Below are 21,402 nucleotides of genomic sequence, written 5' to 3' on the forward strand. Positions count from 1 at the left end.
TGAAACCCGGTGGGCCGGTCGATCAGAAACCCGGCAGGGTCATGGGGTCGATCGAGGCTCCGTTGAGGTAGACCTCGAAGTGGACGTGGGGGCCGGTGGCGCCGCCGGTCATCCCGGTCAGGCCGACCTGGTCGCCCTTGGTGACGTAGGAGCCGTTGCCCGCCGTGATCGAGGACAGGTGGCAGTAGTACAGGACGACGGACTGGCCGTTGATGACCCCGCCGTTGATGACGACGCCGTTGCCGCACGAGGAGTTGATGTTGTAGGTGACGGTGCCGGAGACGGCGGCGTACTGGGGCACGCCCTGGGCGGCGACGAGGTCGACGCCCTCGTGGAGCGTGCGGGCCCCGGTGATAGGGTGGATGCGGTAGCCGTAGGGCGAGGCGACGGTCAGGGCCCCGGTGATGGGGTGGCCGATGGCGCCCGAGCCGAGCGCGGCCGCGGCCACGGAGCCGGAGGAGGACCCCGTGTAGCCCGCGCTGGCCTGGTTGGCGGCGTCGATCTGCGCGATGGTCGCGGCTGCGGCGTCCTGGTCCGCCTGCGCCTGGACGAGCTGGGCCTCGAGGCCCGCCTTGTGAGTCTCGAGGGTGGCGGCGGCCGTCTCCCTCTCGGTGGTGAGGGTCGCGACCTCGTCGCGCCTGGTCTGGGCGGCGTCGGCGGCCTCCTGCGCCTCGGACTCGGCGGCGTCGGCCTCCTCCTTGAGCAGGCTCACGCGCTCGGCGACAGCGTCCTGGCGGGTGCGCCGGTTGGCGGCCTGAGCCCGTTCCTCCTCGGCGGCGGCCAGGACGGAGGACTGCACCCCTGAGGCGATCTCCATGGCCGAGGCGCGCTGGGTCAGGTCCTCCACGGAGTCGGAGGCGAGCACGTAGGACCAGGAGGTGATGCTGGAGTCGCCCTGGTAGGCGGAGACGACGAGTGAGGCCACGGAGGCCTCGTTCTCGGAGGCGGTGCGCTCGGAGGCGGTGGCCTCGGCCTCCAGGGTCTCGAGCTGGGACTCGGCGACGTCGAGGCGGTCGGCGGCGGCCTGCTGCTCGCGCTCCTTCTCCGCCAGGACCGTCTCGGCGTCCGCGAGCGCCGTCTCGGCGGTCGCCAGCTCGCTCTGGGCGGCGAGCAGGTCGAGGTAGGCCTGACCGAGCTCGGCCGAGACGCCCTCGAGGGAGGCGGTGAGCTCGTGGGCGCGCTGCTCGGCCTGGTCCCGGTCCGCGACGGCGTCGGAGCGCTCGTCGGCGCTGGCACCGGGCAGGAGCGAGGACATTGGTGCGGCGAGCAGGCACAGGGCCGCGAGGAGGGCCAGGCCCCGGCGCGCCCGTCCCCGGCGGGAGGAGGCCCGGAGGCGCTGGTGCCCGGCGGCGGCAGGGCGGTGCGGGAGCGGGACCATGGCTGTCAGACCCTCGTGTACTTCGACAGGGAGAAGGCGGATGAGGCGGCGGCGATGACGATGGCGGCCAGGATGAGCCAGGGAGCGACGCGCAGGACGTCGTCGGTGCCAATGAAGGCGGTGGTGAAGGAGATCGACTGCGCGAGCCACCCCTCGACGAGGTAGCGCACGCCCGCGTAGAGGCCGCCGACGGCGAGCAGGGCCCCGGCGAGGGCCGCGAGGGCCCCCTCGAGCATGAAGGGCAGCTGGATGAAGAGGTTGGAGGCCCCGACCAGGCGCATGATGCCGGTCTCGCGTGAGCGGCTCATGGCGGACAGCCGGATCGTCGTCGTGATGAGCAGGACGGCGGCGACGGCCATGATGGCGGCCAGGCCCCCGGTGACCCAGGAGGCGCGGTTCATCACGAGGAACAGGGGCTCGAGGGTGGCCCGCTGGTCGACGACGCGCTCGACCCCGCTGCGGCCCGTGAACTGCTCGGAGACCACCTGGTACTGCTCGGCGTCGACGAGCTTGATGCGGAAGGACACAGGCATCATGTCCTCGGTCGCGTTCTGGCCGATCTGGGTGTCCCCGTAGCCCTTCATGAAGTTCTCGTAGGCCTCGGCCTTGGACTCGATGGTGTAGCTGGCGACGTAGGGGGCCAGGGCGTTGGAGGTGACGAGGTCCTCGATGGCGTCGATCTGCTCCTGGGTGGCCTCCCCCTCGGCGCACTCCGCGCGGGCGGATGAGGCGGGGCACATGTAGACGCTGACCTCGACCTTGTCGTACCAGTCGCCCTTCATCGTGGTGATCTGGGCCTGCAGGAGGGCGGAGGCGCCGACGAAGAGCAGGGAGACGAAGGCGACGAGGACGACGGAGACCGACATCGCGAGGTTGCGCGTCAGGCCCTTGAGGGTCTCGGTCAGGATGAGACGGAATCGCATGGTGGTGCTCCTTCAGCGGTCGGAGCCGTAGACGCCGCGGGCCTGGTCGCGCACGACCTGGCCGGCCTTGAGCTCGATGACGCGCTTGCGCATCTGGTCGACGATCTCGTCGTCGTGGGTGGCCATGACGACGGTGGTGCCCTGGCGGTTGATCCGGTCGAAGAGCCGCATGATGCCGACGGAGGTGGAGGGGTCGAGGTTGCCGGTCGGCTCATCGGCAAGGAGGAGCTTGGGGCGGTTGACCATGGCGCGGGCGATGGCCACGCGCTGCTGCTCGCCGCCGCTGAGCTCGTGGGGCCTGCGGTTCTCCTTGCCGGAGAGGTCGACGAGGTCGAGGGCCTCGGGCACGGCGGAGAGGATGTAGTGGCGGGGTTTGCCGATGACCTGGGAGGCGAGGGCGACGTTCTCCAGCACGGTCTTGTTCTCCAGGAGGCGGAAGTCCTGGAAGACGAAGCCCATCTCGCGGCGCAGGTGGGGGACCTTCCAGGAGGACACCTGGGACAGGTCGCGGCCCAGGACGTGGATGCGGCCGGAGGTGGGGCGCTCCTCGCGCAGGGTCAGGCGCAGGAAGGTGGACTTGCCGGAGCCGGAGGCCCCGACGAGGAAGACGAACTCGTCCTTCTCGATCTCGATGTCGACGCCGTCGAGGGCAGGGCGCGCTCCCCTCTTGTAGACCTTGGAGACGTGGTCGAAGCGGATCATGGGTGGGGTCTGCTCTCCTGGCTGACGGCTGGCTCCCTGCGGCGCGCGACGCGCCCGGGCTCCCCGTCACGGTATCCAGCAGGGCTGAGGATCCGGCCGTGACACGCCCGGGGCGCTCTGTGGTGAGCCCCGCTCAGGGGGCCGCTAGCGTGCAGGGCGTGAGCTCCTCCCCTGTGCACGACGCCTCCCGCACCGACCCGGCCGACGCCACCGCGGGCCCTCCCGGCACCGCGGTGCCTGCCGACGAGGCGGTGTCTGCCGACGGCGTCCCGGCAGCCGGCGAGCAGCCTCCCTCCGACGGCGTCCCGCCCCGTCTCGACGACGTCGTGGACCTGGGCTCCTGGGCCGCCTTCGAGCCCTCGCTGGCGGCCCTGCTCGACGGTCGGGCCCGGCCGGCTCCGGACTGGCCGGGGCTGACGGTCCTGCTGACCGCGCCGCGCCCGGTGGTGACGCAGGCGGACCTCGAGCAGCGCATGGGGCTGCGCTCCCTGCTGCGCGGGCGCCGCAAGCGCGTGCCCTCGCCCGAGGTGCCGGGGCTCGTCGTCGTCGGACGGGGAGACGGGGTGGAGGTCGGTGTCCCGGTGCTCGACGCCGAGGGCCGCCACCTGCTGGGCCCCGACACCCGTGAGGCACTGGGGCGGCTGGGCTGGGCGCAGCACGAGGACGTCATGGTGCGGCTGCTGCCCGACGGCGCGGGTGCGGCGCAGGCCGTCGCGCGGGTGCTCATCGAGATGCTGCGCGTCGCCCACCCCGCCGACCTCGACCACCTCGTGGCGCTCACCGGCTGAGGCCACCGGCCCTCACGCGGCGCCGGCCCGGCTAGGCGTTGACGGCCTCGTAGGACAGCTCGGCGTCGCTGAAGCCGTCACCGTCCGGGGGCGCCAGCGGGCTCGGCCAGGGGTCGTCGTCCAGGTCGGTGGAGACCGGCTCGGTGCCCGTCCCGGGACCCGTCTCAGGACCTGCGCCGACCTCGCTCCCGGTCCCGGCGCCCGGCTCGGGCCCCGCCCCGGCCCCCGTCGGCCCGGCGGAGTCCGCCGAGGGCGCGGACTGCGGCGTCGCGGCGCTGCGCGCAGAGCCCATGACGGGCTCGACCCGCATGTAGGTGGAGGTCCCCCGACCGAGGTCGTGCCCGCCCGCGGTGACAGTGATGACGTTGCTGGTCTGCGCGGGCCCGTCCTCAGGCTGCCAGGTCTCCTGGGTGAGGCGGCCCTGGAGCAGGACGGGGTCCCCCTTGCGCAGGCTGCGCGCGAGGTTCTCCGCCAGTGGCCCCCAGGCCTTGGCCGTGAACCACAGGGTCTCGTCGTCGTGCCACTGCCCGCCGGCGTCACGGTAGGCGGGGGTGGAGGCGACGCGGAAGCGGCAGTACACGCGGCGGCTGGGGGTGATGGCGATGGTGGGCGTGGTGCCCACGACGCCCTGGACAGTGAGGTCGATCTGGCGGCTCATGGAAGGTCCTCCTGGTGCTTCGGCCGGCGGCGTTGCCGACGTGCCAACCGTGCCGCCGTCGGCCCACCGGCGCGAGGGCGCCGGCCTCCGCCTGTGGACACCGGTGCCGCCGGGTGCCTCGGGCGGCACCTGTGGAGCCCGGCCGGGCAGCCGCCGCCCGTCAGCCGCCCAGGCCCAGGGCCCTGCGCAGCTGCGCGTGGCGCTCCAGGACCCCCGCCGCGGGTGTCACCAGCCCCCGTTCCACCACAGCGTCCACACGCCTGCGCACCAGCCGGGAGTAGGCCGCGGCCTCGCGTGCGGCCCGACGGCGACGGGCCCACGCCGCCCACCCGGCCGACACGCACCCCAGCAGGGCCAGCAGCACCGGCCCGAGTGCGCCGCCACCGGCCAGCAGGGCGGTGCCGCCCCCAGCCAGGAGGGTGAGGGCCGCCCAGACGGCGGCCCCCAGGAAGGCAAGCAGGCCCGCCCACCAGCCCAGGTCGATGAGCGTCGAGCGCGGCGAGGGCAGGGCGACGGAGCCGACGCCCTCCGCGGTCTGCGCGCCCAGGGTGTCCGGCCCGGCGACGGCCTCCTCGACCGAGCGCGCCCAGGCACGGGGCAGGCCGTGGGTGACACGGGTGAGCCACTGGGTGCGGGCGGCGGCGACGGCCGCGCGCGCCGGCGGCTCGGGGCGCGCCAGGGCCCCGGGCAGCGCCCTGGACAGGCTGGTGGCGACACTCGACTCGACCGCGCGCGCGCCCGAGGCCTGCACGAGGGCGTCCACCACCTCCTCGCGGGGCCCGTCCTCCACGCGCGCGGGGGCGGCGGCGACAGTGCCCCCCAGTCGGGCGGCGATGGCGTCGAGCTCGGCCGCGGCGGTGCGGGCGGCGTTGGACTCTCTCGCGACGCGCTCGATGAGCAGGCGGCGGACCTGGTCGAGGTTGTCGCCGCGCACGGCGGAGACCGGCAGCACGGTGACCTCCGCCAGCCCGTCCTCCACCAGCAGGGCGCGCACGTCCTCGAGAAGCTGGTCCTGGCCCGAGGCCGGCAGCTCGTCGATGTGGTTGACGAGGACGAGCATGTCCTCCTGGCGGGCGCCCAGCCTGCGCAGGTAGCCGTCGTGCAGCGCCGAGTCCGCGTACTTCTGCGGGTCGAGCACCCACACGAGAATATCCGCCAGCGGCACGAGCCGGTCCACCTGGAGGGCGTGCGCCGTCGTGACGGAGTCGTAGTCCGGCACGTCCAGCAGCACGAGGCCGGCGAGCTCGTCCTGGTCGGCGGCGTCCAGCAGGGACTCGCGGCGGATGCGCCGGCCCTGGTCGACGCCCAGGAAGGTGAGCAGGGCGCTCGCGTCGTCGCCCCAGGAGCAGGCGGCGGCCCGGGAGGTCGTCGGGCGGCGGGCGCCGACATCGGCGAACTGCAGCGCGCTGAGCGCGTTGAACAGCGAGGACTTGCCGGAGCCGGTGCCACCGAAGAGGGCGACGACGGTGTGGTCGACGCCGAGGGCCAGCCGCTCGGCGACCGCGTCCAGGCCCGCGCGTGCGGGGATGGCGAGCGAGGCGGGGACCTCCGTGGGGCAGGCGTCCAGGGCGGCGCGCATCGCGGTGAGGCGGGCGTCGAGGACGGCCGCGGGGCTCGGCGTGCGGGGGGCCGGGTGGGTCATGTCCTCGTCGCTCTCCTTGGTGCTCTCGGTGGTCTCACTCATGCCTGCGCCCTCGTCACTGGTCGCCCGGGCGCACGAGCACGGACAGCTCGCCGGCGCGCAGGCGCAGGGCGGCGGCGAGGTCGGGGGCCGGGACCAGGCTCAGCCCTGCCCGCGCGGGGACCGCGGCCTCGAGGGCCGCGGTGAGGGCTTCGGCCAGGCGGGGGCGCGCGTCACCGACGGCCTCGGCCAGGCCCAGCCGGGCAGCGGCCGCGCGGGCTCCCTCGAGACCGCAGGCGGCCGCGACGAGGAGGTGGCCGACGGCCTGCGCCTCCATGCCCTTGACGGGGGCCGCGGTGCTGACCACGCCCTCCACCCAGGCGGTCACCGCCTCGTGCGCGCCGGGGCCGTGGCCCAGCAGCCGCCCGGCGTGCTCGGTGGCACCGGCCTCGGACCAGGTGGTCCTGGCCTCCTCGGTGACGGCGGTGAGGTCGGCCGACAGGCGCAGGGCGAGGGCGCCGCGCAGGTCGTCAGCGACCTCGGCGAGCGCCTGGGCGCGGGCCCGGGCGGTGCGGCCGAACCAGCCCCCGCGCAGGCGGGCGCCGGTGGCCAGCGCGGCCAGCGGCCCTCCGGCGGAGGCGTGGGAGACCCAACGGGTCGTCGGCGCGCCCTCCGCGAGGCCCCCCCGCTCGACATCGGCGCGCAGGGCGTCGCAGGGCCCGGCCAGGATGTCGCGGCCCGCCTGCTCGAGGCGGCGTCCGGCGTCCCCCTGGGCGTCGACGGCGTCGGCCAGCGCGAGGAGGTCGTGGCGCAGGGCGGGCCACAGCTCACGGTCGGCACGGCGCACGAGACCCGCCGCCCGGTGGCGGCCGGCGAGCAGCTGCATCCAGTCGCGCAGCTCGCGCACCGACCCGGCCGGCAGCAGGCCCTCGTAGGGGCCGACGTCGGGGACGACGAAGAAGGGCGAGCCGGCCAGGCCGAGCCCGTCGAGCCTCTCGACGAGGTCGAGCCGGACCTCGCTCAGGACGGCCGCGGGAACGCGGTTGAGGACGACGGCGATGGAGGCGCCACGGGAGACGGCCTCCTCGAGCGTCGCCCAGGGTGTGTGGTCGCCGTAGCGGGCGGCGGTGGTGACGAAGAGCCACAGGTCGCAGGCCTCGAGCAGGCGGGCGGCGAGAGCGCGGTTGTCCGCTTGGACGGAGTCGAGGTCGGAGGCGTCGATGAGGGCGAGGCCGGCGGGCTGGGCCTCGCAGACGACGGTCTGGACGACCTCGCTGACGGGGTGGGCCTCGAGGGCGGAGGCGTCCTCGGGGTTGACGACGAGGACCGGGACGCGGGTCGTGGGTCGCAGGACACCGGCCTCGGAGACCTCGGTGCCCAGGACGGAGTTGACGAGGGTGGACTTGCCCGCCCCCGTGGAGCCGCCGACGACGACGACGGCCGGCACGTCGGCGTCCTCCAGCCGCGGCAGGACGTGGTCGCGGAGCTGGCCGGCCACGCTCGCGCGCAGGCGGCGCGCGTCGTCCACGCCGTCGGCCGCCAGTGTCAGGGGCAGCGCCTCGAGGTCCCGGACGGTGTCGGACAGGACGTCGATGAGGCGACCACGGCTGATGACCGTGGAGGGGACGTCGAGGCCGTCGGCCTGAGGGCGGGAGGGTGGCATACCGCCAACACTAGGTGGGCGGCGGTCCTGCGGCCGTATTGAGCGTCCTCGGGGCACGGTGCGTGGCGCGAGGGAGGCAGGTGGTGCCCCCACCCGGACTCGAACCGGGAACCTGCGGATTAGAAGGCCGTTGCTCTGTCCATTGAGCTATGGAGGCACGTCGCGGGTGCCGGGTGGTCACCGGCGCTGGCGGCGGCGGCCTGTGAGCCGCGAGCCGCACCATACCAAGCGTTGCCACCTGTTGCCTGCGCAGGAGGTGGTGCGCGCTGCGCCGCGCGGTGGGGACCCCATCCCCCACGAGCCGGGCCGACGGCGCCAGGACCCGCGGGCTGCCGGCCGGTATCGTGATCGCGAGCGCCCCGGATCCCGCCCCCGGGGCGCACCCTCTCCCGGAAGGACCTCCGTGGCCACCACCGCGATCACTGTGCGACCCGCCAACGCCCCCGCAGGCCAGCCACCGCTGGTCTTCGACCGCGAGTTCACGGTGGGGCGCCGTCCCGGCAACGGCATCGTCATCGAGAACACGACCATCGTCTCCGGCACCCACCTGCGGGTGCGCCCCACCGACCAGGGGTGGCTCATCGAGCTCGTGTCCCAGACCAACGGGATGCTCGTCGACGGCGTCGACACGCGCGGTCCCGTCCTGGTCACCCACCCGGTGCGGGTCCAGCTGGCCAACGCCTCGGGCCCGGTGCTCGTCTTCGTGCCGCAGCCGGCCGTCGCCCCCGCATCCGGGGCCCCGGCCGCGGGCTCCGCGTCCTGCCCGGCCGAGCAGACCGTCCCCGCCGGGCGCACCACCGTCATGCGCTCCACCCCGCCCGCGGTCTCAGCCTCCTCAGCGCCGGCAGCGCCGTCGTCCTCCTCATCGGCCCAGACGGCGGGCGCGCAGGGGCCAGTCGACCCCCGTGACCCGCTCGCCCCCGTGGGACAGCGCCGCACCATCGGCGGAGTGCGCCTGACCGGGCCCGGGACCATCGGCCGCTACCCCGACAACGCCCTCGTCATCCCCGACTCCGCGGTCTCCGGGCGCCACGCGCGCGTCGAGCGCACGCCGCAGGGGCTCGTCGTCATCGACAACGGCTCCACCAACGGCATCTTCGTGGGCGGCCAGCGCGTGCCCCACGTGCTCGTCACGCAGCCGACGGTCATCGGCATGGGCGGCCACTTCGTGGAGGTCAGCCCGGACGGGGTGCTCAAGCTCCAGGAGCGCGGTGGCGAGCTCATCGGGCGCGACCTCACCTTCACCGTCAACGACGGGCGCCTGCGGCTGCTGGACCGCGTCTCCTTCCAGCTGCCCGGCAACGAGCTGCTCGCCGTCGTCGGCCCCTCCGGTGCCGGGAAGTCCACCCTGCTCAAGGCCCTGACCGGTGAGCAGCGGGCCCAGGAGGGCCAGGTCCTGTTCAACGGCATGGACGTGTACGAGCACTACGAGACGATGCGCAACATGATCGGCGTCGTCCCGCAGAACGACGTCGTGCACGCCAACCTCACCGTCGCCCAGACGCTTCAGTACGCCGCCGAGCTGCGCTTCGCCAAGGACGTGTCCAAGGCCGAGCGCGACCAGCGCATCGCCGAGGTCCTGGACGACCTCGACCTCACCGAGCACGTGGCCAAGCGGGTCAAGCAGCTCTCCGGCGGGCAGCGCAAGCGCGTGTCCACGGCCATCGAGCTGCTGACCAAGCCGGGCCTGCTGTTCCTGGACGAGCCGACCTCCGGCCTGGACCCCCAGCTCGACCGTGACGTCATGGACCTGCTCGCCCGGCTCGCCCACGGCACCCGGGGCTCGGACTCCGGACGCACCGTCATGGTGGTGACGCACAACGAGAACCACATCGACCGTGCGGACAAGGTCCTCATCCTGGCCACCGGCGGGCGCCCCGTCTACTACGGGCCGCCCCGGGACGTGCTGCCGTACTTCACCGAGCGCCTCGGGGAGATCTTCCGCGCCGGCAGGCTCGTGACGCACGCGCCCGCCGGAGGGTTCGCGGACCCCACGGAGATCACCGGCTACGCGGACGTGTACGCGCTCGTGCGCAACCACACCCCCGAGCTGCGTGCCGCCCTGGAGGCACGCGTGCCCTCCACGCGCCCCACCGGCGGCGCCAAGGTGCGCTCCTCCACGGCGGACCTGGACCAGAACCGCCGCCCGCAGCAGTCCTGGCTGCGCCAGGTCTCCACGCTCGTGCGCCGTCACCTCAGGCTCGTGGTCGCGGACCCCTCCTACCTGGCCTTCATGCTCATCCTGCCGCTGGTCATGGGGGTGCTGACGAAGGTGATGGAGGGCGAGTGGGGCTTCGCGGTGCCCGACTACACGCCGACGCCGGAGAACCCGGTCCCCGTGTACTCCACGCAGGCGCTCCAGCTGCTCGTCATCCTCATCACCGGGGCCGCCTTCGCCGGCATGGCGGCCACGATCCGTGAGCTCATCGGCGAGCGGGAGGTCTTCCTGCGGGAGAAGGCGGTGGGGCTGCGCTCGGGCGCGTACCTGCTGGCCAAGACGGTGGTGCTGGCGCTCATCGTCACCGTCCAGACCCTGCTCATGGTGGGGGTCGCGCTCCTGCTCAACGACGCTCCCTCCGACGCGGTGCTGCTCGGCAGCCCGGGCCTGGAGCTGGCGGTGGGCTGCTGGCTCACGGCCTTCACCTGCGGCCTGCTGGGCCTGGCGGTGTCCGCCTTCGTCACGAGCTCCGAGCAGGTGATGCCGGTGCTCGTCGTGACGATCATGGCGCAGCTCGTGCTCGCCGGCGGTGTCATCCCCGTGGCGGGCCGGGCCGTCTTCGAGCAGCTCGCCTGGGTCATGCCGGCCCGCTGGGGCTACGCCCTGACCGCCTCGACCGTGGACATGAACGCGATCGTGCCCTACCGGGCCGACGACCTGTGGGAGCACAGCCTCGCGCAGTGGGGGATGGACGCCGGCGCCCTGGTGGGCCTGGGACTCGCCTTCGCGGTGATCACGTACCTGGGGCTCGCGCGCCGCGGGCGTCGGTGAGAGACCGTCTCCCCGGACCCGTCCGACCTCATGCTGCCGGTGGCCGAGCGGGTCCACCGCGCTGAGGGAGCCCCGGCCAAGCGGCGCCCCTCTCTCTGGGGCACCTGGGGCGTCAGGACAACCTGTGCTCACAAGGACAACGCTCGCGCAGCAGGACAATGCTCGCGCAGCAGGACAACCTCCGTGCGCCAGGACAACCTCCTGGCATCCACCAGATTGTCCATCCGCGAGCAAGTTGTCCATTCACACGCAGGTGGTCCGCCCGCATGTTCCCTCCTCGCCGCGATCGCCCGCGACCTGACCCCAGCACTCGGACAAGGATGGCTGAGATGAGCACGTACACCGCCACCGTCACCCGCGAGGGCAGCGCCTGGCTCGCCCAGTGCGTCCAGGAGCCCACCGCCCACACCTGGGCCCCGACCCTCGCTGCGCTGCGTCGCGAGATCGTCGACGCGGTCATCCTGGCCGCCGACCTGCCCGATGACGCCGACGTCACCGTCCGCCTTGTCGCGGGCGAGGGCCTCAGCCAGGACCTGGCTGAGGTCCTCGCTGAGTGACCGACGCACCGAGCTGCGCGACGCCCAGGCTGCTCTACAGGCCGACGCCCTCGCGTCCATCCACAGCCTCATCGACGCCAGCTAGTCCGTGCGCGACCAGGTCGAGAAAGCCATCTGCCTCACCCTGCCCGACTGGATACCCTCGTCCCAGGGCGACGCCAGGCAGGCGACGCCATGAGCGGGCAGGGGGTACCGAGGGTGTACAGCGGCGAGATCAAGATGGTCCGGGAGGCCCTGAGCCTGACCACCCTGGCGATGTCCCAGCTGCTCGGTGTGTCCGAGGGCACCATCAAGAACTGGGAGAAGGGGAAGTACCAGCCACCGCCTGGGGTGGAGCGTGAGATCGCCGGCCTGGAGGCGTGGACCCGGAGGTGCGTCGACGCCGTCGTCGCCGCCGCCCAGGACGCGGACGGGCAGCCGATGGTCGTCGTGTGGCGCCTGACCAACGACATGCCCCCCGGACCGGCGCGCACCCTAGGCGCGGGCTGGTGGCGCTCTGTCGCGGCCCGGGCGCGCGAGCGTGTCCCCGGCCTCGTCGTCGCCTACCCCGACGAGCTCGACAAGATCACCGGCAGCCGGGATATGACCCTCTCGCGAGCGGTCAGCCCGGACGTCCTGCCATTACCTCGGTAGGGCGACCCACCAGAAGAAACCCACCCCAGCAATACACGCAGCCAAGATCGGGTTTATTCCTAGGAGGAGATGCGGAGCGCCCGACGCAAAGGCAGGGAGAACAAATTCCCCGAATTAACCAGGACAAAACCCAATATCATCCCTGCGCCACACGCAGCGAACCCACCTCTGACGATGTCCTTGCCACGACCAGCGAAGGCACCTCCAACCTGCGCCAGGTCGACGAGGCCGCTGACTTCTTGTCAAAGATGATCACCCTCTACGACCGCATGCGCCACTCAGCAGAATGAGCCCTCACCCCTCACCCACTGGCTATCCTCGGTCCAGGGACACGCCGGACAGGAGGCACCCTCATGACCGAGGAGACCTGGGGACATGCGCAGCGGAGAGTTCAAAACCCATCGTGAGCGCATGGGGCTCACCATCTCGACGATGGCTGCGCTCCTGAGCGTGTCCGACACGACGATCAAGGCCTGGGACAAGGGCCGCCACCGCGTCCTGCCCGGAGCCGCGCAGGAGGTCGACCTCCTGCGCGCCTACACGCACAGGTGCGTGGACGCCGTCGTTGGGTCCGCAGCCCATACTGACGCCCCGATGATCCTGGTGTGGCATCTGACCGATGACATGCCGCCCGGCCCGGCGCGTACCCTCGGCGCCGGCTGGTGGCGAGCCGTCGCAGCCGCTGCCCAGGAGCGCACCCCCGGTATCACCATCGGCTACGCGTCCGAGCTCGACAAGATCACCAGTAGCAGGGACCAGACGCTGAGCGAGGCGATCACCCCCTCTATCCTGCCGCCGCCCAGATTCACCGCATAAACGATCATGTGATTAGGCGCAGCGGCGGCAGGCGGCCACCACAGATGTCATGCTCTCTGCCGTCTTGTGATACCGAGCTTCTCGTACCTGTTGTTCCATCAACAGTCATTGAGACTGCCTGGGGCCAGTACAGGAGCGATGTCGGCGGGCAAGTAGGAGGAGGCACGCCCCGGTAGAAGCATGTGTGAAAACCCCCTTTTACCATGACCTCGCGCCCACGCTCCTGTGTCCCCACCGCGATCACTGATACACCCCTTCGTCAATCCCCCATCATCGACATCCTTTTGAACGAGCACATCTATCGGTGAGCACCAACAGCGCATCCGATCATGGATCAGCGGGATGCGAACCTCCACTTACCAGACGGTCCGATACGCCGTATCCATCACCGGGTCGAGCGGTCCATCGCCCCCATCTCGACCTGCAACTCGCAGGTTACGGCGCGTAAAGCCCGCGACATGCACCACCAGGTGCGCCGTATCATCAGGGCATCAGGGGTGGGACACCGGCAATCTCGACAAGAGGAGAACTGATGCCACGAGTCAACCGTGACTCGCGTACACCCGCGCACTTCCGAGCACTGCGTACCGCGCTCGGCATTGAGCGCCGCGATCTCGCAGACCTTCTCGACGCCCACATCCACTCCGTGCGCGCCTGGGATTACCACGCCACCGCCCCCGACGATGCGTGGGCCGTCCTGGACACACAGGCCCGCAGGCTCCAGGACTACGTGGACACGACCCTCAACGACGCCGACCGCGAGTCCGGCCCCGTCACCCTGACCGCCTACGTCAACGACACTGCCGCCCAGGAAGCCGGAATGACCGTGCCTGCAGCCTGGCACCTGGCCGCCGTCGGGCATGCCGTCATCGCTTTGAAGGCCAAGGACCGTGAAGTGAGGATCCTCTACATCCCCCAGCAGGACCGACCCCCCACGCGCATAGAAACCCGGACGGCACGGAGCCCGTCCCTGAGCAGCTGGGCGGCACCCAGCGTCTCCTGGCCGTCTTCACGCGCCGTACCGGGCGACCGGACCAGGCGACCTCAGGACAATCTGTGTATGCAAGGACCACTCCCACGTGCCAGGACAACTCCTGCGCGTATGGACAACCTCCTGGCATCCACCAGGTTGCCCATACGCACGCAGGTGATCCATCCTCGCGCAAGTGGTCCGCCCACACGCGAGTTGTCCACCGACACGCAAGTGATCCACCCGAGGTGGCAGCGATGTGGCAACGGACGACGCCGCGCGACAACCGGGAACCGACTTCTCGTTGGGTCACCGGGGAAAGGGAATGGGGTGGCTGACGGGGCTTGAACCCGCGACCTCCTGGACCACAACCAAGCGCTCTGCCAACTGAGCTACAGCCACCATTGTCGCGAGCCGGCCCGCGACGAGGAGAACTTTATCGGGTCGGCGCCGGGGGCACCAATCCGCGCCCCGTGCACTGCATCACGTCACGCCCGCTCAGGCGAGCGCCGTCGTCGGGTGGGCGAGGACCTCGGCGGCCGCCCGGCGGCAGTCCTCCGTGCTCGGGCCCTCCCCCGCGGGGAAGAGCACGCTGCGGTAGTAGCGCAGCTCGTCGATGGACTCGAGGATGTCCGCGAGCGCGCGGTGCCCCCCGTTCTTCTTCGGGGACTGGAAGTAGGTGCGCGGGTACCAGCGCTTGGCGAGCTCCTTGAGGGAGGAGACGTCGACGACGCGGTAGTGCAGGTAGTCGATGAGCTCGGGCATGTCCCGGGTGAGGAAGGCCTTGTCCGTGCCGATGGAGTTGCCGGCGAGCTGGGCGGTGCCGGCGGTGGGCACGAGTGAGCGCACGTGGTCGAGGACGACCTTCTGCGCCTTGGCCATCGTCAGCCCCTGCTCCAGCTCGTCCAGCAGGCCGGAGGAGGTGTGCATGTCGCGCACGAAGTCGTTCATCTGCTCCAGGGCGGCCGCCGGCGGCTTGATGAGGACATCGATCCCCTCCCCGAGAGGCTTGAGCTCGTAGTCGGTCACGACCACGGCGACCTCGACGAGCGCGTCAGCGCCCAGGTCGAGTCCGGTCATCTCGCAGTCGATCCACACCAGGGGGTCAGAGGTCGTCATCTGTCGGCTCACGGCACGGCAGTCTAGCCCTCGGCGCAGCGGCCTCCCCCGGGCCCGCGGCGTGAGCCTGGACGCGCGGCGGCGGTCTCCTCCCCCAGGAGGACGCGCTCACAGCCCTCTCACTGGGATGCTCTGCTCCGCAAGGACACCACCGCCATCTCAGGAGCACCCGTGCGACGTCGAGAATTCATGCTCATGCTGGCCGCCGGCACCGCGGCCGCGACAGGGGCCTGCACCGCCCCCGGCCAGAGCGGGGCCGCCCCCACCGGCACCTCGGCGCCCAGCCCGACGTCGTCTCCCACTCTGGTGCCCAGCCCCACTCCCAGCCCGACCCCGTCGCCCACCCCCACGAGGGACCCGCTGTTCCTCCAGGACGGCCCTCCTCCGCTGCCGGACCCGCAGCCGCTCGACGGCAGCGTCCTCACCGGCCTGCCGGAGGCGGTGGGCAACACGGTCGCCCTCACCATCGACGACGGCGCCTCGACCGAGGTCGTCGACGCCTACCTCGACTTCGCCATCGCCTCGGGCGTGCGCCTGACCTTCTTCGTCACGGGCTCCTACCCGTCCTGGACGGACTGCCGCGACAAGATGCTCCCGCTCGTCGAGTCCGGGCAGGTCCAGCTCGGCAACCACACGTGGACGCACCCGGGGCTCACGAGCCTGTCCGAGGCCGGGATCATCGAGGAGCTGAGCCAGTGCGAGGCCCTGCTCAACGACCAGTACGGGGTGACGGGAACCCCCTTCGTCCGCCCGCCGTACGGGTACCGCGACGACTGGACGGACTCGGTGTGCGCCAAGCTCGGCTACACCGCCCCGACGATGTGGTACGGGTCCTTCGGCGACTCGGGGCTGCTGACCGAGGAGGTGCTCCTCGGTGAGGCCCAGAAGTGGCTGCTGGCTCAGCACATCGTCATCGGCCACGCGAACTTCCCCACCGTCACGCACCTGTACGGGCAGATCATCGACATTCTCCGCGAGCGCACGCTGCTCACCGCGACGCTCGACGACGTCTACCTCGGCCCCGGGCACGACCGCAGCGTGTGAGCACCCGCCGGTCCCGCTCGCCACGCCCGGCGTGTGGGGCCGGGCCTCCCCGGCTTCCACGGCCGGCGGGGCCGGCTCAGCGCGGCCGCACGCCGGAGCGCAGGAGGCCGACGACGTGCCCGTCGGTCAGGGCCTCCCAGGAGGCCTCGATGATGTCCGTGCCGACGCCGACGGTGGACCAGGTGCGCTCGCCGTCGGTGATGTCGATGAGGACGCGCACGATCGAGCGGGTGCCGCGCTCGGAGTCGAGCAGACGCACCTTGAAGTCCGTCAGCTCGAAGGCCCGGATCTCCGGGTAGACGGTGGCCAGCGCGTCGCACAGGGCGTGGTCGAGGGCGTTGACGGGCCCGTTGCCCTCTCCCAGGACGGCGTGGCGGCGCCCGCCGATCCACAGGCGCACCGTGGCCTCGGAGTCGGTGACGGTGGCCCCGTCGTCGGGCAGCAGCGCTTGTCCCGGCCCGGGGCGGGCGGCGACGGAGGCCCGCCACGACTCGACGCGGAAGTACTCGGGCAGGTCGCCGCGGGCCTGGCGCAGCAGGAGCTCGAAGGAGCCGTCGGCGGCGTCGTAGGCGTAGCCGCGGGCCTCGTGCTCCTTGACGGCCTCGGTGACCCGGGTGAGCAGGTCGGTGTCCCCGGCGGTGTCGATGCCGAGCTCGCGGGCCTTGAGCTCGATGCTGGCTCGGCCGGCCATCTCGGAGACGAGCATCGTCATGGTGTTGCCCACGCGGGCCGGGTCGGTGTGCTGGTAGAGGCAGGGGTCCACCTTGATGGCGGAGGCGTGCAGGCCGGCCTTGTGGGCGAAGGCCTTGGCCCCCACGTAGGGCAGGCGTCCCGAGGGCGTGCGGTTGGCGATCTCGCCGATCCTGCGGGAGACGGCGGAGATCTCGGCCAGGCGCGCGGCGCGCTCGTCGTCGTCGCCGGGCAGGACCCGGTAGCGGGTCTTGAGCTCGAGGTTGGCGATGAGGGTGAGGAGGTTGGCGTTGCCGGTGCGCTCGCCGTAGCCGTTGACGCAGCCCTGGACCTGGCGGGCCCCGGCGTCGACGGCGGCCATGGCGCAGGCGACGGCGAGGCCGGAGTCGTCGTGGGTGTGGATGCCGACGACGCAGCCGCCGTGGCCGGCGCCGTCGAGGGCCGCGCGCAGGGCCCTGACCCCCTCGGCCACGTCGCCGGGCAGGCTGCCGCCGTTGGTGTCGCAGGCGATGACGGCGCAGGCTCCGGCGCCGGCGGCGGCCAGGGCGACGTCGAGCCCGTAGGAGGGGTCGTGGGCCAGGCCGTCGAGGAAGTGCTCGAGGTCCACCATGACCTGGCGCCCGGCCCGGACGAGCACGGTGACCGTGTCCGTCACCATGCGCAGGTTCTCCTCGCGGGTGGTGCGCAGGGCTCGCTCGACGTGGGTGGGGTCGGACTTGGCGACGATGGTGACGGTGGGGGCGCCGGAGTCGATGAGGGCTCGGACCTGCGGGTCCTCGGCGGCCGCGACCCCGGGGCGGCAGGTGGAGCCGAAGGCGACGAGGCGGGCGGTGGTCAGGCGCAGCTCGTCGCGGGCGCGGGCGAAGAGCTCGGTGTCCTTGGGCACGGCCCCGGGCCACCCGGCCTCGATGTAGGCAACGCCGAGCGCGTCGAGCAGGCGCACGACGGCGAGCTTGTCCTCGACGGTGAAGGACACGGACTGCTGCTGGGCGCCGTCGCGCAGGGTGGTGTCGTAGGCGGCGACGCGTGCGCTGTGGTCGGGTGCGTTCACGGTGCTCCTCCGTGGCCCGGCTCCCGCTGGCCGTCAGGCCAGTCGGTACATCCAGCCGTAGGGGTCCTCGAGCCGGCCGTACTGGATGCCGGTGAGGCGGTCGTGGATCTCGTGGGTGACCTCGGAGCCGGCGATCTCGATGTCGAAGTCCCTGCCCATGAGCCTGCCGAGGGGGACGACGACGGCGGCGGTGCCGCAGGCGAAGACCTCGGTGACCTTGCCGGAGCGGATGTCCTGCACGAGTCCGTCCAGGCTGATGGTGTCCTCGACGACGCGGCGGCCGGCGTCGGTGAGCAGGCGGATGATGGCGGAGCGGGTGCTGCCCTCGAGGATGGTGCCGGTCAGGCGCGGGGTGCGCACGGTGCCGTCGGCGTCGACGACCATGATGTTCATGCCGCCGAGCTCCTCGAGGTTGGTCTGGGTGACGTCGTCGAGGAAGCAGACCTGGTCGCAGCCCCTGGCGGCCGCCTCCTGCTGCGGCAGCAGGGAGGAGGCGTAGTTGCCCCCGGTCTTGGCGAAGCCGGTGCCGCCGCGGCCGGCGCGGTGGTAGTCCTGGGTGACCCAGATGCTGATCGGCGTCAGGCCGTGGGTGAAGTAGGCGCTGGAGGGGGAGGCGATGACGTAGTAGTCGACGACGCCGGCGGCGTGCACGCCCAGGAAGGCCTCGGAGGCGAACATGAAGGGCCGCAGGTAGAGGGACTCCCCCGGCCCTGAGGGCACCCAGGCCTCGTCGGCGCGCACGAGGTCGACCAGGGAGGCGATGACGTCCTCCTCCTCCAGCTCGGGCAGGGCCAGGCGCCTGGCGGACAGGTTGAGGCGGGCGGCGTTGTAGCGGGGACGGAAGGTCCACACGGAGCCGTCGGCGTGGCGGTAGGCCTTGATGCCCTCGAAGACCTCCTGGCCGTAGTGGAGGACGGCTGCGGCCGGGGACAGGGCGAGGTCGCCGTAGGGCATGACCCGGTGGTCCGACCAGCCCTCGCCCCGGGTCCAACGGGCGTGGGCCATGTGGTCGGTGAAGACGGCGCCGAAGTGGAGGTCGCGCAGGGCCTGGGCGCGCTCGGCGTCGGTGGCGCAGCGCGGGTTGCGCTGCAGCTCGTAGCGTCCGCTGAGCTCCGCGGCGGCGGGGACGGGCAGGGAGGCGGCCCGCGACAGGGGCGTCTCGGGGGAGGTGTGCACGGGTGCGGCAGCTGCGGGCTCAGGCATAAGCCCAGCCTACCGCGGGCCCAAGCACCGGACTGTGGGCTCTCAGATACTGGCCCCGCCGGGTGCGGTGGCTCAGAGGGCGGCGGCGATGGTGTCGCCGATCTCGCTGGTGGAGCGCACGAGCGGGGCGCCGGCCCGGCTGGCGGCCGCGCGTGCGGCCATGTCGGCGTCGACGGCGGCGGCCACACGGGCGGCGGCCTCCTCGTGGCCGAGGTGCCCCAGGAGCAGGCCGACGGCGGAGACCGTCGCCGTCGGGTCGGCCAGGCCCCGGCCCGCGATGTCCGGGGCGGAGCCGTGGACCGGCTCGAACATTGAGGGGTGCGCCCGCGACGGGTCGAGGTTGCCAGAGGCGGACAGGCCGATGCCGCCGGTGACGGCTCCGGCCTCGTCGGTGAGGATGTCGCCGAAGAGGTTGTCGGTGACGATGACGTCGAAGCGGGCGGGGTCGGTGACCATGTAGATGGTGGCGGCGTCGATGTGGCAGTAGTCGACGCTCACCTCGGGGTACTCGGCGCTGACGGCCTCGACGACGCGGCGCCACAGGTGGCCGGCGTGGACGAGGACGTTGTGCTTGTGCACGAGCGTGAGGTGCTTGCGGCGGGAGCGGGCCTGCTCGAAGGCGTAGCGCACGAGGCGCTCGACGCCGTAGGCGGTGTTGACGCTCACCTCGGTGGCGATCTCGTGGGGGGTCCCCTGGCGCACGGAGCCGCCGTTGCCGCAGTACAGGCCCTCCGTGCCCTCACGCACGACGACGAAGTCGATGTCGCCGGGCTCGGCGAGCGGGGTGGGCACGCCCGGGTAGTACCGGGAGGGGCGCAGGTTGACGTAGTGGTCGAGCTCGAAGCGCAGGCGGAGCAGGAGCCCGCGCTCGAGGACGCCAGAGGGGACGCTGGGGTCCCCGACGGCGCCGAGGAGGATGGCGTCGTGCTCCTTGAGGGCGGCGAGGTCCTCGTCCGTGAGGGTCTCGCCGGTGCGGTGCCAGCGGTCGGCCCCGAGGTCGAAGTGCGTGGTCTCAATGGTGGTGCCGGTGCCGGCGAGAACGGCGTCGAGGACCTTGAGGCCCTCGGGGACGACCTCCTTGCCGATGCCGTCTCCGGGGATCACCGCGAGCCTGATGGTGTGGGGCGCCTGGGTCATGGGCACAGACTACGGCCGCTCGCCACGATGCGAGACGCACAGTCCGCATCCTGGCTGCACCGTGGTGCGGCCCACCCGGGAGGACCGGTCGGAGACCCGGGCGCTGGGCCGTCTCCACACATCCAGGCTCTGCGTCTTAGCATGTCCTCAGCACGGCGAACCCGTCGTCGTCCCGATCAGGAGACCGCAGATGCAGAACCCTCCCGCTCCCGAGCCGAGCAGCCCCGTCCCCGCCGGCGGCTACGACGCCTACCCGTCGGCCCCCTCCGCCGGTGCCCCGGGCCAGCCCTACGCGCAGGCCTACGGCCAGCCGGCCGCCCCGGCCTACGGCGCCCCGCAGCAGGCCCCCGCCTACGCCCAGCCCCAGCCCCAGGGCGCCGGCTTCTTCAAGGCGCTCTTCGACCTGTCCTTCTCCAGCTACATCACCCTGAGCTTCGCCAAGTTCATCTACATCGCCCTCATCGCGGTGTGCGCCCTCAGCTGGCTGTTCATGGTGATCGCCGGCTTCTCGCAGGACGCCATCCTCGGCTTCATGATCCTCCTCTTCGGCTGGATCCCGGCCTTCATCTACATCATCCTCATCCGCCTGGGCCTTGAGGCCTCCGTCGCCCTCATCCGCACCGCGCAGAACACCTCCGACCTGGTCGCGCAGGGCAGGGGCTGACACCCCGCCCCTCGGGGCGCACGCAGCACGGACGTCCCCGTGCGGCCACTCACCGGCCGCACGGGGACGTCGGCGTCCGGGGCGCTCAGTCCAGGCCGAGCCTCTGGCGCGCCATCGCGATGAGCGGCTCGATCTGCTCGGGCGAGGAGTGGTCGTAGCCCTCGGCGATGGAGTCCGCCACCGCCACGGCCCACTCGCCGCGGTGGCGGTAGCGCTGGACCCGCTTGGAGAACAGGCGCAGCAGCCTCTCCTCCACCAGGTTCAGCCCCTCGTAGCGCACGCCGCCCTCGACGTAGACGAAGGGGTAGCGCCCCTGGGCCAGCTCGGCCCGGGTGAAGGTGGCCGAGGGCACCCTCCAGTCCCGGTCGGGGTGCTGCGGGGTCCCGCCGTTGGCCCACACGAGCACCTTGCCCGACTGTGCCAGCCCCTCCTTCTCCAGCCGACGGCGGAAGGCCGAGAAGCCGCGGATCCGGCTCATGCGCACGCCCGCCCCGTAGACGATGAGGTCGTAGCCTCCCAGGGGCATCGTGCGGGCGCGCTCCCAGGGCACGAGATCGGCGCCGATCGCCTCGGCGACCCATCCCCCGTAGGTCTCGGCGAAGCCGGTGACCGAGTTGTGGATGACGATGGCGCGCGGGGCGGCGGGGGACTCGGCGTCGTTCTTTGGTGACATGGGGTGCTGTCCTTCGTGGTGGTCGGGCTCTGGGCGCCCGACAACGTAGGTGGGGCCGACGGCGTCGTCCAGGAAGGTGAGCCTGCGCGGGGCCGCTCCGCCCGGGTCCGGGCGACCCGCGAC

General features: G+C 72.3%; 18 protein-coding genes and 2 tRNA genes. 7 read left to right on the forward strand and 13 right to left on the reverse strand.

The window, feature by feature from the left end:
- Window positions 1-22: 22 nt before the first annotated feature.
- Genes H6X67_RS01320 through ftsE form a run of 3 tightly spaced genes read right to left on the reverse strand, consistent with a single transcriptional unit; the run spans window position 23 to window position 3,003 of the window.
- Complete coding sequence (locus H6X67_RS01320) at window positions 23-1,378, reverse strand: peptidoglycan DD-metalloendopeptidase family protein (RefSeq protein ID WP_396121342.1); 1,356 nt, start codon at window positions 1,376-1,378, stop codon at window positions 23-25.
- A 5-nt stretch (window positions 1,379-1,383) separates the two neighbouring features.
- The gene (gene ftsX, locus H6X67_RS01325) at window positions 1,384-2,301 is read right to left on the reverse strand and encodes a permease-like cell division protein FtsX (RefSeq protein ID WP_249368604.1); all 918 of its coding nucleotides are present in this window, start codon (window positions 2,299-2,301) and stop codon (window positions 1,384-1,386) included.
- 12 nt (window positions 2,302-2,313) lie between these two features.
- On the reverse strand, window positions 2,314-3,003 hold the full coding sequence (gene ftsE, locus H6X67_RS01330; protein WP_249368605.1) for a cell division ATP-binding protein FtsE: 690 nt from the start codon (window positions 3,001-3,003) through the stop codon (window positions 2,314-2,316).
- A 158-nt stretch (window positions 3,004-3,161) separates the two neighbouring features.
- On the opposite strand from ftsE, the gene H6X67_RS01335 reads away from it, so the two are divergent.
- Entirely contained in the window at window positions 3,162-3,791 is a 630-nt protein-coding gene (locus H6X67_RS01335) for a hypothetical protein (protein ID WP_249368606.1), read from the forward strand.
- A 31-nt stretch (window positions 3,792-3,822) separates the two neighbouring features.
- Here the strand turns inward: H6X67_RS01335 and H6X67_RS01340 are convergent, their stop codons facing one another.
- The 4 genes from H6X67_RS01340 to H6X67_RS01355 form a co-directional block, all read right to left on the reverse strand.
- Window positions 3,823-4,449 carry a single-stranded DNA-binding protein gene (locus H6X67_RS01340; RefSeq protein ID WP_249368607.1) on the reverse strand — a complete coding sequence of 209 codons (627 nt, stop codon included), beginning with the start codon at window positions 4,447-4,449 and terminating at the stop codon, window positions 3,823-3,825.
- Between the two features lie 160 nt (window positions 4,450-4,609).
- Window positions 4,610-6,091: a GTPase gene (locus H6X67_RS01345; RefSeq protein ID WP_249368614.1), complete on the reverse strand. Its 1,482-nt coding sequence runs from the start codon at window positions 6,089-6,091 to the stop codon at window positions 4,610-4,612.
- Window positions 6,092-6,146: 55 nt separating this feature from the next.
- Complete coding sequence (locus H6X67_RS01350; RefSeq protein WP_249368608.1) at window positions 6,147-7,733, reverse strand: GTPase domain-containing protein; 1,587 nt, start codon at window positions 7,731-7,733, stop codon at window positions 6,147-6,149.
- 81 nt (window positions 7,734-7,814) lie between these two features.
- A tRNA-Arg gene (locus H6X67_RS01355) sits at window positions 7,815-7,890 on the reverse strand.
- A gap of 246 nt (window positions 7,891-8,136) precedes the next feature.
- Between H6X67_RS01355 and H6X67_RS01360 the strand changes: the two genes are divergently transcribed.
- The 4 genes from H6X67_RS01360 to H6X67_RS01375 all read left to right on the forward strand — a co-directional run bounded on the left by H6X67_RS01360 (window position 8,137) and on the right by H6X67_RS01375 (window position 12,728).
- Window positions 8,137-10,722 carry an ATP-binding cassette domain-containing protein gene (locus H6X67_RS01360; protein ID WP_249368609.1) on the forward strand — a complete coding sequence of 862 codons (2,586 nt, stop codon included), beginning with the start codon at window positions 8,137-8,139 and terminating at the stop codon, window positions 10,720-10,722.
- A gap of 329 nt (window positions 10,723-11,051) precedes the next feature.
- The gene (locus H6X67_RS01365; RefSeq protein WP_249368610.1) at window positions 11,052-11,279 is read left to right on the forward strand and encodes a hypothetical protein; all 228 of its coding nucleotides are present in this window, start codon (window positions 11,052-11,054) and stop codon (window positions 11,277-11,279) included.
- 174 nt (window positions 11,280-11,453) lie between these two features.
- Window positions 11,454-11,912 carry a helix-turn-helix domain-containing protein gene (locus tag H6X67_RS01370; protein ID WP_249368611.1) on the forward strand — a complete coding sequence of 153 codons (459 nt, stop codon included), beginning with the start codon at window positions 11,454-11,456 and terminating at the stop codon, window positions 11,910-11,912.
- A 375-nt stretch (window positions 11,913-12,287) separates the two neighbouring features.
- The gene (locus H6X67_RS01375) at window positions 12,288-12,728 is read left to right on the forward strand and encodes a helix-turn-helix domain-containing protein (protein ID WP_249376995.1); all 441 of its coding nucleotides are present in this window, start codon (window positions 12,288-12,290) and stop codon (window positions 12,726-12,728) included.
- A gap of 1,296 nt (window positions 12,729-14,024) precedes the next feature.
- Here the strand turns inward: H6X67_RS01375 and H6X67_RS01380 are convergent.
- Window positions 14,025-14,100, reverse strand: a tRNA-His gene (locus H6X67_RS01380).
- A gap of 96 nt (window positions 14,101-14,196) precedes the next feature.
- The gene (orn, locus tag H6X67_RS01385; RefSeq protein WP_249368615.1) at window positions 14,197-14,817 is read right to left on the reverse strand and encodes an oligoribonuclease; all 621 of its coding nucleotides are present in this window, start codon (window positions 14,815-14,817) and stop codon (window positions 14,197-14,199) included.
- Between the two features lie 171 nt (window positions 14,818-14,988).
- On the opposite strand from orn, the gene H6X67_RS01390 reads away from it, so the two are divergent.
- Window positions 14,989-15,861, forward strand: coding sequence for a polysaccharide deacetylase family protein (locus H6X67_RS01390; protein WP_249376997.1), 873 nt, complete (start codon window positions 14,989-14,991; stop codon window positions 15,859-15,861).
- 76 nt (window positions 15,862-15,937) lie between these two features.
- Here the strand turns inward: H6X67_RS01390 and cimA are convergent, their stop codons facing one another.
- From cimA to H6X67_RS01405, 3 genes are all read right to left on the reverse strand, one after another.
- Window positions 15,938-17,602 carry a citramalate synthase gene (gene cimA, locus H6X67_RS01395; protein ID WP_249369040.1) on the reverse strand — a complete coding sequence of 555 codons (1,665 nt, stop codon included), beginning with the start codon at window positions 17,600-17,602 and terminating at the stop codon, window positions 15,938-15,940.
- 33 nt (window positions 17,603-17,635) lie between these two features.
- The gene (locus tag H6X67_RS01400) at window positions 17,636-18,805 is read right to left on the reverse strand and encodes a branched-chain amino acid aminotransferase (protein WP_249369039.1); all 1,170 of its coding nucleotides are present in this window, start codon (window positions 18,803-18,805) and stop codon (window positions 17,636-17,638) included.
- 72 nt (window positions 18,806-18,877) lie between these two features.
- On the reverse strand, window positions 18,878-19,942 hold the full coding sequence (locus H6X67_RS01405) for a 3-isopropylmalate dehydrogenase (protein WP_249369038.1): 1,065 nt from the start codon (window positions 19,940-19,942) through the stop codon (window positions 18,878-18,880).
- A gap of 190 nt (window positions 19,943-20,132) precedes the next feature.
- On the opposite strand from H6X67_RS01405, the gene H6X67_RS01410 reads away from it, so the two are divergent.
- A complete protein-coding gene (locus tag H6X67_RS01410; protein ID WP_249369037.1) occupies window positions 20,133-20,606 on the forward strand; it encodes a DUF4282 domain-containing protein in 474 nt (157 codons plus the stop codon).
- A gap of 85 nt (window positions 20,607-20,691) precedes the next feature.
- Here H6X67_RS01410 and H6X67_RS01415 read toward each other — a convergent pair whose 3' ends face one another.
- Entirely contained in the window at window positions 20,692-21,279 is a 588-nt protein-coding gene (locus tag H6X67_RS01415; protein WP_249369036.1) for a flavodoxin domain-containing protein, read from the reverse strand.
- Window positions 21,280-21,402: the final 123 nt, after the last annotated feature.

Origin of the sequence: Actinomyces sp. AC-20-1 (genome assembly GCF_023369555.1) — a bacterium.
GTDB lineage: Bacteria > Actinomycetota > Actinomycetes > Actinomycetales > Actinomycetaceae > Actinomyces.

Coding starts and splice junctions, on each gene's coding strand:
- ftsX (WP_249368604.1), bottom strand. CDS start 2,301: ATGCGATTCCGTCTCATCCTGACCGAGACCCTCAAGGGCCTGACGCGC.
- H6X67_RS01370 (WP_249368611.1), top strand. CDS start 11,454: ATGAGCGGGCAGGGGGTACCGAGGGTGTACAGCGGCGAGATCAAGATG.
- H6X67_RS01350 (WP_249368608.1), bottom strand. CDS start 7,733: ATGCCACCCTCCCGCCCTCAGGCCGACGGCCTCGACGTCCCCTCCACG.
- H6X67_RS01375 (WP_249376995.1), top strand. CDS start 12,288: ATGCGCAGCGGAGAGTTCAAAACCCATCGTGAGCGCATGGGGCTCACC.
- ftsE (WP_249368605.1), bottom strand. CDS start 3,003: ATGATCCGCTTCGACCACGTCTCCAAGGTCTACAAGAGGGGAGCGCGC.
- H6X67_RS01400 (WP_249369039.1), bottom strand. CDS start 18,805: ATGCCTGAGCCCGCAGCTGCCGCACCCGTGCACACCTCCCCCGAGACG.
- H6X67_RS01340 (WP_249368607.1), bottom strand. CDS start 4,449: ATGAGCCGCCAGATCGACCTCACTGTCCAGGGCGTCGTGGGCACCACG.
- H6X67_RS01365 (WP_249368610.1), top strand. CDS start 11,052: ATGAGCACGTACACCGCCACCGTCACCCGCGAGGGCAGCGCCTGGCTC.
- H6X67_RS01410 (WP_249369037.1), top strand. CDS start 20,133: ATGCAGAACCCTCCCGCTCCCGAGCCGAGCAGCCCCGTCCCCGCCGGC.
- orn (WP_249368615.1), bottom strand. CDS start 14,817: ATGACGACCTCTGACCCCCTGGTGTGGATCGACTGCGAGATGACCGGA.
- H6X67_RS01345 (WP_249368614.1), bottom strand. CDS start 6,091: ATGACCCACCCGGCCCCCCGCACGCCGAGCCCCGCGGCCGTCCTCGAC.
- H6X67_RS01415 (WP_249369036.1), bottom strand. CDS start 21,279: ATGTCACCAAAGAACGACGCCGAGTCCCCCGCCGCCCCGCGCGCCATC.
- H6X67_RS01405 (WP_249369038.1), bottom strand. CDS start 19,942: ATGACCCAGGCGCCCCACACCATCAGGCTCGCGGTGATCCCCGGAGAC.
- H6X67_RS01320 (WP_396121342.1), bottom strand. CDS start 1,378: ATGGTCCCGCTCCCGCACCGCCCTGCCGCCGCCGGGCACCAGCGCCTC.